Genomic DNA, 15,724 nt, shown 5'->3' with positions numbered 1-15,724 from the left:
GGTACGTCATTTTCCGATGTGTTTTATAGGTAGCAATAAAACAACAAAAAAATGATATTATATTGATATGGAGGCAGCCACGTTGAACGAGACAGTGTCCGGAACCGGACATAAAGCTGTTCGGAACCGGACACTTTGCTGTTTCTGTTTTTGTGCAAACCGCTTTCCATTAGCTTGTTATAATAATGGATGGGTTTTGGCAGGCGCTTACGCGATATATTAATATATTTGAGCATGGGCAGTTGACAACGGAGCGGGCTAACTACTAAGTACTAAATACTCATAATGATTCAATTAACTAACATATTCAAATGGTACAATGTGGGTGGGACCCGTGCATTTGTATTGAAAGATGTCAACCTCCACATTAAGGAAGGAGAATTTGTATCTATCATGGGCCCCTCGGGTTCGGGGAAGTCCACCCTCCTCCATATCCTGGGTTTGCTGGATGAGCCTGATGAGGGCGAGTACCAGTTGATGGGCGACAGCGTGCTGCGGCTGAAGGAAAAACAGCGTTCCGCACTGTATAAGCAGTACATTGGCTTCGTCTTTCAGGCATACCACCTCATCGATGAGCTCACGGTCTATGAAAACATTGAAACGCCGCTTATCTATAAGAACCTTAAGAGCAGTGAACGCAAAGCCATTGTAGCCGACATGCTCGACCGCTTCGGAATCGTGGGCAAGAAAGACCTGTTTCCCACACAACTTTCCGGAGGGCAGCAGCAGTTGGTGGGCATTGCCCGTGCGTTGGCTACCACGCCCAAGCTGTTGCTGGCTGATGAGCCAACAGGGAACCTAAATTCGAAACAGGGAGACGAAATCATGAACCTGTTCAAGCAGCTCAATGAAGAAGACGGCGTTACCATTGTGCAGGTGACCCACTCGGAGAAAAATGCGGCATACGGCAACCGGATCATCGAGTTGCTTGATGGGCAGATTGTGAAATAACCCCGGCGGTTACTCGCCCTGTAGGGCGAGCAATGCTTGGGCCACCACCTTATCCGAGCGGTTCTTCACCTTGAAAAACGCCTCACTGCCGAAATAATAGCGGCCTAACAACGCTTCGATATCGGAGCGTACCATTGATTGGGTGGCATCCACCTCATCTGCACTGTATTCCAATCCATTATCACGGATATACTGTAGGAAACGACCGTATTCCTCCTCGGGCAGGAAGTAGCCTTTGAGGTAATTTTCAACCGAGTAGGTTGGCACAGATTTCGTCAGCCGGCTATAAACATAGGTTTCAATGAGGCTTGCCTTCCGTATCTTGCGGTATAAGGTACTAGCCCGGTTACTGTCTGCCGGTACGAATACATCCGGCGATATGCCGCCACCGCCATAAACATGCTTGCCCGAAGTGGTGGTGTACGTTACGGTGTCGGGTTGGCCCAGCGCCGGCAGATGGGCAGTGTATAGGATGCTGTCTGAATTTGCTTTATACGATTTCTGGATGCACCGCCCCAACGGGGTGTAGTACCTGGCCACCGTCAGGTTCAGGGCAGAGCCGTCGCCAAAGCCGAACTGCTCCTGTACCAAGGCTTTGCCATAGGACTTCCGGCCCACAATGATGCCCCGTTCGAGGTCTTGGATCGCTCCCGCAACAATCTCACTTGCAGAAGCCGAGTTTTCATCGATCAATACCGCCAACTCACCGTTGCCGAATAAACCATCGGCGCTTGAATAATAATCTACCCGCGGTTCGTGGGCCCCTTCCGTATAGACAATCAGTTGCTTGCTATCGAAAAAATGGCTGGCCAACGCCGTTGCGGCGTTGAAGTAACCCCCGCCGTTTTCGCGCAGGTCCAGTACAAGGCGCTGTGCGCCCTGTTTTTTGAGGTTGCTGAGCGATCGCTCGAAATCCTCCGCCGTGCGGGCCCCGAACCGCCTGATTTTGATGTAGGCCGTCACACTGTCAATCAGGTATGCCGCGTCGATACTGCTCACTTCTACACGGTCGCGCATTACCTTGAGGGGTAGCCCTAGGTCAGTGCCGTTGCGGTGTATGGCAATCTCGATAGCCGTACCCCGGCGTCCGCGGATTTTTTTTTCAAGCATTTTTTCGGAGATGGGCTTTCCGGCGATGGTGTCCCCGTTGATAGCCAGAAGCTTGTCGCCCACACGCATACCCGCCCGTTGGGCAGGGCCGTCGGGAATGAGGCCAACGGTCATCAACGTATCATTCAAGATGTAATATTCGATGCCGATCCCCTCAAAACTGCCCTCCAGGGTCTCGTGCTGTTGGAGCGCTTCATTGGGACGGAGGTATTCGGAATGGGGATCCAGCTGGTCTACAATCTCGTCGATGGCCAGCTCCTGTAATGCGTCGACACCGACACTATCCACGTAGTTTTCGGCAATCAGATCAATCATGCGCTGTACCTTGCTGGAGTTATCGATAATGCCCAAGGGAAATAAATTGTTCCGCCCGGTACGTGAGTTCTCGTCAGTGAAATTCTTTCCCAGCAACAACCCCAGAAACAACACAGCACCATAGGTGCCAGCCACAAACAAATTTTTTTTCGTCTCTCTGCGCATATCCTTAGATAACAGACGCTAAATTAAACAGTTTTCGCCATTTTCCACAGCTAACACGCAAAATTTACAATGTCCTCACGCGGCTTTAAGTTGTCACGGAATATTCCGATTTTTGCAGAAAATGGAAGAGCGATGCACGAGATAGAGCCATATTACCGCTGGAGGGATGATTACATCGCTGCCGAAGATGAACATTCCCCGTTTTACGGCATGGAGTACAGCGAATTTGAGTTTGATAAACAGGTCTATAACTTCCTGCTGCACCCCCAGTGGGACAGCTTCGGCTCCAGTACCCTGTACCTGAAAGTCCTATTCGCCGATTATTCCCGGCATTACGCCATCATCGAGCTGATAGGCGAGTGGAATGATGCCATCTATAATGATATTATGCTGCTCAAAAGGGAGGTAATAGACCTTATGGTGCGAGCCGGAATACATAAATTTATCGTTATTGGCGAAAATGTGTTGAATTTCCATGCTTCCGACGATTGTTACTACGAAGAGTGGTTTCAGGACATCGAGGATGGATGGATTGCGGGTATCAACTTCCGCGACCATGTAGTTGAGGAATTTAAGACGGGTAATATTGATTATTTTATCAATTTCGGTGGTGCACTGGATGATTTAAGTTGGCGGAACCAAAAGCCACTACAGGTATTCAAGGCTGTGGAAGAACAGTTGGTAAAGCGGCTGTACTAACCGGAACCGTCGCGCGGCCTAACGCCAATCGAATGCCCGTTGATAAATCAGCTTGAACCATGCGGTATACCGTTCGGGGTGGGCATGGATATCAGCTTCGATGGCCCGTTGGTCCAGCCATCGGTAATTAGCGACTTCTGCCGGGTTGGGCGTTGGCACATCGTTGCTATGGCCGATGAATACGTGGTCTAGCTCATGCTCTATCAAACCGTTGTCAAACGCCGCCCGGTACTGGAAGGCGAATGCAAAAGAAAGCTCGGTTTCCATGCCCATCTCCTCCTGCAACCGGCGGTGCGCGGCATCGATTGCAGCTTCGCCCGGTAACGGATGGCTACAGCACGTGTTGGCCCACAGGTTTGCCGTATGGTATTTATGAGCAGCACGCTGCTGGAGTAATAGCTTCCCCTCAGTATCAAAAATGAAAACACTGATGGCCCGGTGCAGCAACCCCTCGCGGTGGGCCGCTAGTTTCCCCATTGTGCCAATTGCACGATCCTGTTCATCAACCAATATAACCTGCTCTTCCATACGCTGATCACACGGTTTTTACGTGCCGCTCGTCATAGTTTTCAATGTCGATAATATACTTGTTTTGCACGAGGAAATCAAATAGTGGGCGCGCTTCAGCCGAAACCGGCATATTCGCCGTGGTGATGATTTCATTGCGCTGTCTCTGGAGGTACGGGTAGGCGTACAGCTTGACGTTCTTGCTGAACAGCCCGCTGACGTATGACAGTAGTTCGTCTGTATAATTACCCTTCGTATACTGTTTGGAATTGAAAATATTACGGAGGTTCGATATGTTGGTAGAGATTCCTACGTTGCGGGGCTTAAACTGGGCCAGGTATTCCGCTAGATAATGGTTCCTTGTAAAGTTTGATACTAAAATGTGGTTGCCCGTGCTGCAGAGGTATTCGGCGCGCTCGGCAAAATAACACAGGTCGTCGGCAGTAAACTCCGGTGTCCGGTCGAGCACATTGCTCATAAGCACTTCAATCATCACCACGAGGTTTTCATCCTTTATGCCAACATTGCGCTTGAACTGGTCTACCGCCAAATTGAATAAGTCAAAGTTGGGGTTCGACTTCTGGCGGTACTTGGTCCGCAAGATCATGATGTCTTTCTTATACAGGAAATCTTTGCTCTGGTACGCCAACCCTTCCGGGTTAAAGATTGCGGCCTTTGAGAAGCCTTTGGCAATGAGGTATAAGTTGATGAGCCGCTCGTTTACGCCTTCGAAAACAGGGCCGTTTACTTTCACGAGGTCTATTTCCACCGCACCGGCCGAGAGGTTGTCGGCCAGGGATTCAATCATCGTCTGCACATCACGGATGTAGTAGTGTGCTGCGAAAACGAGGTTGACGCCCAAGACGCCCAGCACTTTTTGCTGAAGGAGGTTGTCGCTGTCGAGCAGCCGTACATGGAAGATGATATCGTTTGGCGCGCCGCCCACCTCATGCTGGAAACGGAGGCCGATCCAGCCATGCGGCTCGTTCGTTTTGTTGAAATTGAGTGCTGCGACGGTGTTGGCAAATGCAAATAATCGCTTATACTGGTATTTCTCGCCCACCAGCCGTTCGGTGAGCAATTCGTATTCATGTTCGAGCATCTTACTCAAGCGCGACTGGCTTACATAGCGGCCCGACTCCTCAGAACCATAGATTGCATCGCTGAAGGCCATATCGTACGCCGATATCGTTTTGGCAATAGTGCCCGATGCCGCCCCTGCGTTGAAAAAATTCCGGGCTACCTCTTGGCCGGCACCGATTTCGGCGAAGGTGCCGTATATTTTCTCATTGAGATTGATCTTTAGCGCCTTCTGTTTGGTTTCATAGATTTCTCGTGCCATGCCGCAAAGATAGCTAATGCCGCGGATTTTGAATTAGCGATTTAATTTTCGACTTTTGACGCTGCACACGGGGCCCGCAACAGAAGACTTTAACTAGCACTTACGAATAGCGGCTGCCAACTTACGATTTTTGACTTATAACTATCATGTACAAGACCCTCCAACCCACATTACAGAAGGAGCTTCAGGCTATTAAAGACGCCGGCTTATATAAAGATGAACGGATAATCGTCTCCCCACAGGGGGCTGATATCCGCATCGACAGCGGTGCGGAAGTGATTAATTTCTGCGCAAACAATTATTTGGGGCTATCATCGCATCCAAAGGTCATTGAGGCCGCCAAACGAGCCATTGATACCCGTGGTTATGGCATGTCGTCAGTGCGTTTCATCTGTGGTACGCAGGATATACACAAGGCATTGGAGGCCAAGATTTCCGAGTTTCTGGGCACGGAAGACACCATCCTCTATGCCGCAGCCTTCGATGCCAACGGTGGGGTGTTCGAGCCATTGTTCGGCCCTGAAGATGCAATCATCTCCGATGAGCTGAACCACGCCTCGATCATAGACGGTGTACGGCTTTGCAAGGCCCAACGGTTCCGCTATAAGAACTGCGATATGGACGACCTTGAAACGCAGCTCAAAGCTGCTCAAGGGACACGCCATCGTATCATCGTCACGGATGGTGCATTCTCCATGGATGGCAGCATAGCGCCGTTGGATGCCATCTGCGATCTAGCCGATAAGTATGAAGCACTTGTGATGATCGATGAGTCGCACTGTACCGGATTTATCGGCAAAACCGGCCGCGGCACGCACGAACTGCATAACGTGATAGACCGCGTAGACGTCATCACGGGGACCCTCGGCAAAGCACTCGGTGGGGCCTCCGGCGGATTCACGTCGGGCCGTAAGGAAATCATCGAAATGCTGCGGCAGCGCTCCCGCCCATATCTTTTTTCCAATACGTTGGCACCCGCCATAGCGGGAGCATCGATCGCCGTGTTGGAGATGCTCAGCGATACGACCGAATTGCGCGATAAGTTGGAATACAACACGAAATACTTCCGCGAAAAGATGACTGCGGCCGGGTTCGACATCAAGCCGGGGGTACACCCCATTGTGCCCGTCATGCTATACGATGCGCCTTTGGCGCAGGAATTTGCGGCCCGGATGCTGGCAGAAGGGATTTATGTCATCGGCTTTTATTATCCCGTGGTGCCGAAAGGGAAAGCGCGCATACGCGTACAGCTGTCGGCCGCCCATGAACAGCGCCATTTGGATAAAGCAATAGCCGCTTTTACGAAAATAGGGAAGGAACTGGGAGTCATCACGGCAGGATAGCTCCATAAAAAATAACAAGGGGCAATAAAATTCCATAGATTTTCCGTACCTTCGCACCCTCAATTTTAATACCCGTACGGGATGCAGAAAATCAGAAATATAGCCATTATCGCCCACGTGGATCATGGTAAAACGACCTTGGTGGATAAAATCCTTCATTTCACCAATCTCTTCCGCGACAATGAACAGTCTGGCGAACTCATATTAGACAACAACGACCTCGAACGTGAACGCGGCATCACCATCGTTTCTAAAAACGTCGCCGTAAAATACAAAGATGTCAAGATAAATATCATTGACACACCCGGCCACGCCGACTTCGGCGGTGAGGTGGAGCGCGTATTGAAGATGGCCGACGGTGTCATCTTGTTGGTCGATGCCTTCGAAGGCCCCATGCCGCAGACGCGTTTCGTAACCCAAAAGGCACTTGCATTAGGGCTTAAGCCCATTGTGGTGGTCAATAAGGTCGATAAGGAAAACTGCCGTCCCGATGAGGTGTACGAAGCGGTCTTCGAATTGTTTTTCAACCTTGATGCTACCGAAGAGCAGCTCGATTTCCCGGTGCTGTACGGTTCATCCAAGCAAGGCTGGATGGGTACCGACTGGAAACAGCCTGCCGAGGATTTCACCCCATTGCTGGAGGCGATATTGGAGCACATACCTGCGGCCCCTTACCAGGAGGGAACGTTGCAGATGCAGGTGACATCATTGGACTATTCGTCGTTTGTAGGCCGGATTGCCATCGGCCGCGTGGCCCGTGGGTCTGTCCGTGAGAACCAACCCGTATCACTCGTCAAACGCGACGGCAAGATCGTGAAATCGCGGGTCAAAGAGCTACATACCTTCGAAGGCTTGGGCCGCGTGAAGGTGCAGGAAGTAAAAGCCGGCGATATCTGTGCGGTGGTGGGCATCGATGGGTTCGATATCGGTGATACCCTAGCCGACTTTGATAACCCCGAGCAATTGGAGGTCATCCATATTGATGAGCCTACAATGAACATGCTCTTCACCATCAACAACTCACCGTTCTTTGGTAAAGAGGGCAAATTCGTGACCTCGCGACACCTCCAGGAGCGGTTGTATAAAGAAACGGAGAAAAACCTCGCACTAAAGGTCGTCCAGACCGATTCGCCAGACTCGTATTTGGTGTATGGACGGGGGATTCTTCACCTGTCTGTGCTGATTGAGACCATGCGCCGTGAAGGGTATGAGTTGCAGGTCGGCCAGCCGCAGGTCATCATCAAGGAAATCGACGGCGTAAAGTGCGAGCCTATCGAAACACTCGTGGTCGATGTGCCGGCAGATGTTTCGGGCAAGGTAATCGAGTTGGTAACCCAACGCAAGGGTGAATTGCTGATTATGGAGACAAAGGGTGATATGCAGCACCTCGAATTCGACATCCCCGCACGGGGTATCATTGGGCTGCGCAATAACGTGCTTACTGCCACAGCCGGCGAGGCTGTGATGGCACACCGCTTCAAGGCCTATGAGCCTTGGAAAGGCCCTATTCCCGGTCGCATGGCGGGTGTACTGGTTTCGATGGAAAAGGGGCAGACAACTGCTTATTCCATCGATAAGCTGCAGGACCGCGGCCGTTTCTTTGTCGACCCCGGCGTAGATATCTACGAAGGCCAGATTGTGGGTGAGCACATCCGTGATAATGATTTGGTGGTCAACCTGGTGAAGGGCAAACAACTCACCAACATGCGGGCCTCGGGCAGTGATGATAACGTGCGTATTGCACCTGCCGTCAAGTTTTCACTGGAAGAGTCGATGGAATATATCCAAGCGGACGAATACATCGAGGTGACCCCGAAGAGCATCCGGCTCCGCAAAATATACCTTACGGAAAACGAGCGGAAGGTGAACGCAAAGAAATTCCAGTAGGTGAACACTTGTTAAGCCGGGCTTCTTCCAAGTCGAGACTACCCTCCAGATCGCGGATTACCTCCTCGTCGTAGCGGCTCTCTTCGCCGATCCGGTGGAGTTCGGCGCTGTAGTTAAAGTAGCTCCAGCGAGATTTTCTTCTGCAGCCTCCGCACGGAGGCGTAGCCGGATGGACTCCATTTGGTCTACCGCTTCATCTATCTCTTCTTCCTTGAGCCAACGTATAAATAACGGCAGTGTGGGCCCCTGGAAAACCAGTGTCATCAAAATCACTACAAAAGTGATGAAATGAAGCTCATGCGTTAGCGAAATAATTCGTAGGTTTGGCTAAAGTCATCGAGCCATGTTGCGTTTTTGCTGGATTATATTAGCGGTCGCGGGGTACTGGGGATGGTATATGCCTGCCGCTGCCCAAACATTGCAATTCCAGCAACTGGATGTAGATGACGGACTGTCGCACAACCACATTACCGCGATCGTTAAAGATGAAAGGGGCTTCGTATGGTTTGGCACTCCCGTTGGCCTGAACCGCTACGATGCACATGAATTCAAGGTGTTCCGACACGTGCCTACCCAGGAAAGCAGCTTGGTCGATAACGGTATAAATGATTTGTTTCTAGGGCCCGGCGGGCGGCTGTGGGTACGCACACCCTTGGGGGTGAATATCTACGATCCCGGCCGGGAGAGCTTTATCCGCCGTGCCGACAGTGTGCTGCGTGAAATGGGCATGCCGGGGGGCGACGTGCTGTCTATCGAGCGCGACCCTCATGGACGGTATTGGTTCCTCTTGGCCAACAACACGCTGTATCGCTACGAAAGCCAGTCCGATAGCGTCACCGCCGTACTTACGCCAGAGCGGCCGGGCCTGACTACAGGCGTGGCATTGGGTGTCGACGGTGATGTCTGGACGGTCGATGACCACGGCTATGTGAAGCGGTTAGATGGACAGTCGCTCTCGGTCAAGTGGTCGCAATCGTTATATCCTGCCGGCGCAGCAACCGTCGCCGACTATCAGGTATTTATTGACCGCGATGGGCGCCCCTGGGTTTATGCCGATAACCTGCCCCTGGGCGTATTCTGGTGGCCCGATACCCAACGGATACCCCGGCATCTTTCCACCACCTCCGACGGTATGCGGCTGAACAACATGATCGTCTTCAATATCAGTCAGGATATCCAGGGGCAGCTATGGATTGCTACCGACCATGGCGGTGTCAATCTGGTAGACCCGCAAAGCGAGCGGGTTACCTATCTGATGCATGACGAGTTCGACGCGCGGTCGCTGAAACACAACAGCGTTACCGCGTTGTATAACGATGGCGACGGCATCATGTGGGTGGGTACCTTCAAAGGTGGTATAAGCTATTATCACCCCCACCAAATCCAGTTTCCTGTTTTCCAGCACCATAGCGGGGCACCAGACGGGCTGCCTTTCGACGATATCAACCGGTTTGTGGAAGATAGCCTGGGGAACGTCTGGATTGGGACCAACGGCGGCGGACTGCTCTATTTCAACCGGAGTACCGGGCAGTTCACCCAATACCGTAACGACCCCGCCGATCCCCGCAGTATCGGCAGCGACGTAATCGTGAGCCTTTTCCTCGATGAGGATGGTACGTTGTGGATAGGCACGTATCACGGTGGGTTAAACCGGTTCGATGGCAAACGGTTTACCCGATACCTGCACGACCCTGCCGACGCCCGTAGCATCAGCGATAACAGTGTGTGGGAAATTTACCGCGACTCGCAGGGGCGGCTTTGGGTAGGTACGCTTTCCGGCGGGCTTAACCTAATGGATAAGGAGACCGAAACATTCACCAGGCCCGAAGTCGGCGATCCGGGGTTTACTCCGGCCGGCTATATTTCGGCAATCCGGGAAGACCATAACGGGGCGGTGTGGTTTGGTACAGCTACAGGCGTGGAGCGGCTGTCGGCCCAAGGGGATTACAGCCGCTATGCCTATAATCCACAAGACCCGCGGAGCCTGAGCAACGATTACGTAACCGATATCGCGGAGGACAGCCGGCAACGGCTGTGGGTAGCAACCCGTGAAGGGCTCAATCTGTACGATGAGGCAACAGGGACCTTCCATACCTTCGGGGTGGAAGATGGACTGCCCGATAATACGGTGCTGACCATCCTCGAAGATCGTCAGGGCACCATCTGGGTGAGTACGGCAAAAGGCCTTTCGGCCATCCATGAGTCGCCGGCCGACGCCACCCGGTGGCGGTTCCGCAATTACGATCGGCGCGACGGATTGCAGGCCACCGCATTCAATGAAAATGCTGCACTCTTATTGTCGACGGGTGAACTGCTCTTCGGTGGCCCGGCGGGCTTTAATATTGTCGACCCGCTGCAAATCCAACATACGGCAAGCCTGGCCGTGCCCATGCTGGTCGATTTCCAATTGTTCGACCGTAGCATCGACGTGGCGGAGTGGCGAACAAAGGAAAACATCACACTCTCGCACGACGAGAACGTGCTGGGCTTGGTGGTTGCATCTTTACAGTTCCTGAACAAAGACCGCACTACCCTGCGTTACCAACTGGAAGGGTTTGATGACACGTGGTTGTCCCTGGATCGCCAGAGTCGTAAGGCGACGTTCACCAACCTCGATCCGGGGACTTATCGCTTCCGGGTTATGGTATCGGCCGACGGTGAGACATGGAGCGAGCCTTACACCCTGGCCCGTATTACCATCTCACCGCCATTCTGGAAAACCGCCTGGGCCTACCTTATCTATACGGCACTTTTTGTAGGAGCTATCCTCACCATCCGCCATATTGAACGGACCCGCGAGAAAACCCGGTTCGCGCTGCAGCAAGAGCGGGAGCAAGCCCGGCAGATTGCGGCACTCGATCAAATGAAAACCCGGTTTTTCACCAATGTGAGCCATGAGTTCCGTACACCTATCAACCTCATATTGGCCCCACTCGACAAATTGATGCGCGAGGCGTCTTCTGAGCCGACAACGCGCCATCTCACCGTGGTGCAGCGCAACGCAAAGCGCCTCCTGAATTTGGTCAATCAGCTGCTGGATTTCCGGAAGATAGATATGCAGGCGCTGAAGCCGAATCTTGAAGATGGGGATATCGCAGCTGCAATCCATCTCCATTTCGATGCATTCACCGATCTTGCGGAAAGCAAGCATGTAAGGTACCGGCTATCCATCAATGAGACACATTACCGCGTATCATTCGATCACGATAAACTCGAACGGATCTTGTTCAACCTGCTTTCCAACGCATTCAAGTTTACACCTGCAGGCGGTGAAATCACCGTTGAAGCGGTCCTCGGCCCCATGCTTACCCTCACCGTAAGCGATACCGGTATTGGTATACCGCCAGCGGATCGCGAACGCATTTTCGACCGTTATTTCCAGCACGATGCGCCTATCGGGATGCTCAATCGCGGGAACGGTATCGGACTGGCTATCACGAAAGAATACATCGAATTGCTCAATGGTAGCATTGCAGTAGCAAGCACCGGTGATAATGGAAGCACATTTACCGTCAAACTGCCCTTGGTTGCCCAACCGCGGCTCTCGCCGGAGCACCCCGGAACATCATCGCGGCAGCCTGATAAGGCGCAAAAGACGGGCCTGAAGCGCGTGCTGCTCGTGGATGACGACGATGATTTCCGTTTCTACCTGAAAGATAACCTGCGGGCTTCTTTTGCCGTGTATGAGGCCAGTGACGCGGCGACAGGATGGACACAGGCCCTGGCACTGCACCCCGATATCGTCGTGGCCGATGTGAGTATGCCCGGCGACGATGGGATTGCGCTGTGCCGCCGCCTGAAGGGCGATAGCCGTACGCGGCATATCCCGGTAGTGCTGCTCACGGCCATGGCCGAAGACAGTATGCAGCTGGCAGGCATCGAAGCGGGTGCTACCGATTACATCACGAAGCCTTTCAACTTCGAGCTGCTGCGCTCCAAGCTCGGTAGTATCCTTAAACAGCAAGAATCCATGGAGCGGACGTTCAAGAAGCGTGTCGATATCCAGCCGATGGCCAAAAAGGTGGTTTCAGCCGATGAGCGATTCATGCGTAAAGCACTGGAGGTGGTGGAAGAACACATGGGCGACACCGACTTTACGGTAGAACTACTGGCCGATAAGATGAATGTAAGCCGGGTAGGGCTGTACAAGCGGGTGCTTACCCTGACCGGGCACAGCCCGTCGGAGTTTATCCGCATCGCACGGCTCAGACGTGCTGCACAGCTGCTGGCCCAATCAGGTATGACCGTAGCGGAAGTCGCCTACGAGGTTGGCTTCGGAAGTCCCAAGCAATTCAGCAAATATTTCAAAGCATTATATAATACATCGCCTTCGACATACCGAAAAGAGGCGTAAAGCCTACTCTGAAACCGTATTGTTAACAAAACTGCCCCCAATTGTTAACGTAGATAGCCCCTGGTAAACAGTACACCATACTAGCTTTGTCACTAGCTAATAGCTACCTCGCCAATGCGGGGACGCGCTATATTATGATAGCCAAATGTTAAACCGGTGCGAGCCGTCATTTTTAGTATGATCATGAAGTTTGTCGTTTTTGCCGCAACTATTATTGCAAGTCTAGCGTTTATTGTGCCAACGATGGCAGCCCCACCGGGGGTTACGGTAAACCGCACCGACCATGGGATAACGGTGATTTACCGAGATGTGCCGACTGCGATAAGCCAACGGTTGGAGCTCGATATCATTGCAGACAACATTATCCATGTGCGGGCCACACCCCTGGGGAGTGGGGTGCTACCCAGCGAGCCATTAACTATCGTAGACTCGCTGCGGCGTACTGCCGGCCCCTGGACGTGCGACGAGGTGGGCGACACGCTCAACGTGTCGACCGCCGACATAGCCGCACGTATTTCCCTGCTCACCGGAGCGGTTGATTTCCGCGATAAAGCGGGCAACCGGCTGCTTGGCGAACGGAAGCGCGATGCGGCAACCTTTGAACCTGGTGCCTATAACGGCGATACGTTTTACCGTGTCCGCCAGCAGTTCGTGGTAACGGAAAACGAAGGACTATACGGCCTCGGACAACACCAGAATGGCGTGATGAACTACCAGGGTAGGCAGGTAACGTTATTGCAATACAATACGATGACGGGCGTGCCTTTCCTGCTTTCTACCAAGAACTATGGCGTGCTGTGGCACAACTACTCCATTACGAAGGCTGGAGACATCCGCCCGCTTCTGCCGCTTTCGGCATTACGGCTTTTTTCCGAGGATGGGCAGCAAGGCTGGCTTACGGCCACCTACCGTGATAAAGCTAACCCCGAAGCGGTATGGGCACGGCGGCCGGAATCGGAGATATCGTATTTGTACTTGAGCGACCAGCCCAAGTTCCCCGAGGGTATCGACCTGGCCAATAGCCTCGTGGAGTATAACGGGCAGGTGGAATCACCATATAGCGGCTTGCACCGGTTGCATTTCAGGTACTCTGGCTATATAAAGGTATGGATAGCCGGGGAGCTCAAGGAAGACCGCTGGCGCGAATCGTGGAACGCCGGGTCTTTTGAGGTTGATATCGACATGGAGCAGGGCAAGCGCTATCCGGTCCGGATTGAATGGCTGCCCGATGGTGGACAATCATACTTGGGCATCACATGGCAGACCCCTATACCGGAGGGCGACAGGGGTACGTTCTCCTTCGACTCAGAGGCCGGCGCGGGCGTGGACTACTACTTCATCGCAGGTGACGATATGGACGACGTAATCGGCGGGTACCGTCACCTCACAGGCCGGGCACCGATCATGCCGCGGTGGTCATTCGGCTTCTGGCAAAGCCGCGAGCGGTACAAGACACAGCAGGAGCTCGAGGCGGTAGCTGCCGAATTCCGCAAACGCCGCATACCGATAGACAACCTGGTGCAGGACTGGTCTTATTGGCGCGAGCACGACTGGGGGAGCCATAACTTCGACCCGGCCCGGTTCCCCGACCCCGACGGGATGGTAAAACGGCTGCACGACAACCACTTCAGATTGATGATATCAGTATGGCCGAAGATCAACGAGGAATCCAGCGTCTATGCCCGTTTCCGCGACAATGGCTGGCTGTATATGCGGAATATCTACGATGGACGTAAGGACTGGATCGGTAAAGGGTATACTTCGACGTTTTACGACCCATTCAATGCGGAAGCCCGTGCCGGGTTCTGGGAACTGATGAATGAGAAATTGTATAAAAAAGGAATCGATGCTTGGTGGATGGATGCCAGCGAGCCCGATGTCCACTCCAATATCAACATTGAAGCACGCAAATCCGTGATGCAGCCGGCTATTGGCTCCTCGGTGCGGTATTACAATGCCTTTCCGTTGGAAAATGCACGTGGTATCTACGAAGGCCAGCGGCATACCGATCCTAACAACCGGGTGTTTATCCTCACCCGCTCCTATTTTGCAGGGCAACAGCGCTACGCTGCTGCCGCTTGGAGCGGCGACATCTCGTCGCGGTGGCACGATATGAGCGACCAGATCGCCGCCGGCATCAATTTCTCCATGTCGGGGACACCCTATTGGACCATGGACGTGGGCGGGTTCCTGGTGGAGCGCCGTTTCCATCAGCCGGAGGCCCGTGACCTGGCCGAGTGGCGTGAGCTCAACACCCGCTGGTACCAGTTTGGCGCATTTCTCCCCATATTCCGGGCACACGGGCAATTCCCCTTCCGCGAGCCGTTTAGTATCGCTCCCGAAGGGCATCCTGCCTACAGTAGCATGGTTTACTACATCAACCTGCATTACCGGATGCTGCCCTACAATTATTCGCTGGCGGGTGAAACCTACTTAACCAACTATACCATGATCCGGGGGCTGGCTATGGATTTCGCAAACGATAGCCGCGTCTTCAATATTGGCGACCAGTTCCTTTTAGGGCCGTCGTTGTTGGTCAATCCGGTCACCCGTGAAGGGGTGACCTCGCGCAGCGTCTACCTGCCCACGGGCAATGGCTGGTATAACTTTTACAACGGCACATTCCATACCGGAGGTCAATCGCTGGATGCTGCGGCGCCATACGAACGGATACCGCTCTTCGTCAAAGCAGGTAGCATCATCCCCCTTGGCCCCGAACTGCAATATACCGATGAGAAGCCGGCTAAGGAGATTACCCTGCTGGTTTATGCGGGTAAGGACGCTTCATTCACGCTATATGAGGATGAAGGTACTAACTACAACTATGAAAAGGGCGAATACAGTACCATCACGTTTACATACGACGATGCGGGAAAAACGCTGCAAATCGGCGATCGGAACGGGTCGTTTGCCGGGATGCTGAAAAACCGTACGTTCAAGGTGGTCTATATCAATCCCGATAATCCGCAGGGCTACGACGGACTCCCCTGGCAGTCTAAAAATATCAGCTACCGGGGGAAAGCGATGCGCATCGCGGTGGAGTAAGCGAGT

The 15,724-nt window shown here is 53.0% G+C and carries 10 protein-coding genes; 6 read left to right on the top strand and 4 right to left on the bottom strand.

Going from position 1 to position 15,724, the window contains the following annotated elements:
- The first annotated feature begins 285 nt into the window (after nt 1-285).
- Nucleotides 286-951 carry an ABC transporter ATP-binding protein gene (locus NGM62_RS14030; RefSeq protein ID WP_262248852.1) on the top strand — a complete coding sequence of 222 codons (666 nt, stop codon included), beginning with the start codon at nt 286-288 and terminating at the stop codon, nt 949-951.
- 9 nt (nt 952-960) lie between these two features.
- Here NGM62_RS14030 and NGM62_RS14025 read toward each other — a convergent pair whose 3' ends face one another.
- Complete coding sequence (locus tag NGM62_RS14025; protein ID WP_262248851.1) at nt 961-2,541, bottom strand: S41 family peptidase; 1,581 nt, start codon at nt 2,539-2,541, stop codon at nt 961-963.
- A 132-nt stretch (nt 2,542-2,673) separates the two neighbouring features.
- Here NGM62_RS14025 and NGM62_RS14020 point away from each other — a divergent pair, with 132 nt between their 5' ends.
- Nucleotides 2,674-3,240 carry a hypothetical protein gene (locus NGM62_RS14020; protein ID WP_262248850.1) on the top strand — a complete coding sequence of 189 codons (567 nt, stop codon included), beginning with the start codon at nt 2,674-2,676 and terminating at the stop codon, nt 3,238-3,240.
- Between the two features lie 18 nt (nt 3,241-3,258).
- Here the strand turns inward: NGM62_RS14020 and idi are convergent, their stop codons facing one another.
- Nucleotides 3,259-3,768, bottom strand: coding sequence for an isopentenyl-diphosphate Delta-isomerase (gene idi / locus NGM62_RS14015; protein WP_262248849.1), 510 nt, complete (start codon nt 3,766-3,768; stop codon nt 3,259-3,261).
- A gap of 7 nt (nt 3,769-3,775) precedes the next feature.
- Nucleotides 3,776-5,089 carry a nicotinamide mononucleotide adenylyltransferase gene (locus tag NGM62_RS14010; protein ID WP_262248848.1) on the bottom strand — a complete coding sequence of 438 codons (1,314 nt, stop codon included), beginning with the start codon at nt 5,087-5,089 and terminating at the stop codon, nt 3,776-3,778.
- A gap of 146 nt (nt 5,090-5,235) precedes the next feature.
- Here NGM62_RS14010 and kbl point away from each other — a divergent pair, with 146 nt between their 5' ends.
- Both kbl and typA read left to right on the top strand, forming a co-directional pair.
- On the top strand, nt 5,236-6,432 hold the full coding sequence (gene kbl, locus NGM62_RS14005; RefSeq protein ID WP_262248847.1) for a glycine C-acetyltransferase: 1,197 nt from the start codon (nt 5,236-5,238) through the stop codon (nt 6,430-6,432).
- Between the two features lie 81 nt (nt 6,433-6,513).
- Nucleotides 6,514-8,319 (top strand): translational GTPase TypA, encoded by a 1,806-nt coding sequence (gene typA / locus NGM62_RS14000; protein ID WP_262248846.1) that lies wholly within the window; start codon nt 6,514-6,516, stop codon nt 8,317-8,319.
- A gap of 57 nt (nt 8,320-8,376) precedes the next feature.
- Here the strand turns inward: typA and NGM62_RS13995 are convergent, their stop codons facing one another.
- Nucleotides 8,377-8,583 (bottom strand): hypothetical protein, encoded by a 207-nt coding sequence (locus tag NGM62_RS13995; protein WP_262248844.1) that lies wholly within the window; start codon nt 8,581-8,583, stop codon nt 8,377-8,379.
- 79 nt (nt 8,584-8,662) lie between these two features.
- On the opposite strand from NGM62_RS13995, the gene NGM62_RS13990 reads away from it, so the two are divergent.
- Both NGM62_RS13990 and NGM62_RS13985 read left to right on the top strand, forming a co-directional pair.
- Nucleotides 8,663-12,673 (top strand): hybrid sensor histidine kinase/response regulator transcription factor, encoded by a 4,011-nt coding sequence (locus tag NGM62_RS13990; protein WP_262248843.1) that lies wholly within the window; start codon nt 8,663-8,665, stop codon nt 12,671-12,673.
- Nucleotides 12,674-12,856: 183 nt separating this feature from the next.
- Nucleotides 12,857-15,718, top strand: a complete 2,862-nt coding sequence (locus tag NGM62_RS13985; protein ID WP_262248841.1) for a glycoside hydrolase family 31 protein — start codon at nt 12,857-12,859, stop codon at nt 15,716-15,718.
- The last annotated feature ends 6 nt before the right edge of the window (nt 15,719-15,724 follow it).

Origin of the sequence: Parapedobacter soli (assembly GCF_025460835.1) — a bacterium.
GTDB classification, from domain to species: domain Bacteria; phylum Bacteroidota; class Bacteroidia; order Sphingobacteriales; family Sphingobacteriaceae; genus Parapedobacter; species Parapedobacter soli.
This window is presented reverse-complemented; position numbering and strand designations above follow the sequence as displayed.

Excerpts from the sequence above, each read along its gene's own strand:
- NGM62_RS14030 (WP_262248852.1), top strand. The coding sequence starts at position 286 with ATGATTCAATTAACTAACATATTCAAATGGTACAATGTGGGTGGGACC.
- NGM62_RS14025 (WP_262248851.1), bottom strand. The coding sequence starts at position 2,541 with ATGCGCAGAGAGACGAAAAAAAATTTGTTTGTGGCTGGCACCTATGGT.
- NGM62_RS14020 (WP_262248850.1), top strand. The coding sequence starts at position 2,674 with ATGCACGAGATAGAGCCATATTACCGCTGGAGGGATGATTACATCGCT.
- idi (WP_262248849.1), bottom strand. The coding sequence starts at position 3,768 with ATGGAAGAGCAGGTTATATTGGTTGATGAACAGGATCGTGCAATTGGC.
- NGM62_RS14010 (WP_262248848.1), bottom strand. The coding sequence starts at position 5,089 with ATGGCACGAGAAATCTATGAAACCAAACAGAAGGCGCTAAAGATCAAT.
- kbl (WP_262248847.1), top strand. The coding sequence starts at position 5,236 with ATGTACAAGACCCTCCAACCCACATTACAGAAGGAGCTTCAGGCTATT.
- typA (WP_262248846.1), top strand. The coding sequence starts at position 6,514 with ATGCAGAAAATCAGAAATATAGCCATTATCGCCCACGTGGATCATGGT.
- NGM62_RS13995 (WP_262248844.1), bottom strand. The coding sequence starts at position 8,583 with ATGACACTGGTTTTCCAGGGGCCCACACTGCCGTTATTTATACGTTGG.
- NGM62_RS13990 (WP_262248843.1), top strand. The coding sequence starts at position 8,663 with ATGTTGCGTTTTTGCTGGATTATATTAGCGGTCGCGGGGTACTGGGGA.
- NGM62_RS13985 (WP_262248841.1), top strand. The coding sequence starts at position 12,857 with ATGAAGTTTGTCGTTTTTGCCGCAACTATTATTGCAAGTCTAGCGTTT.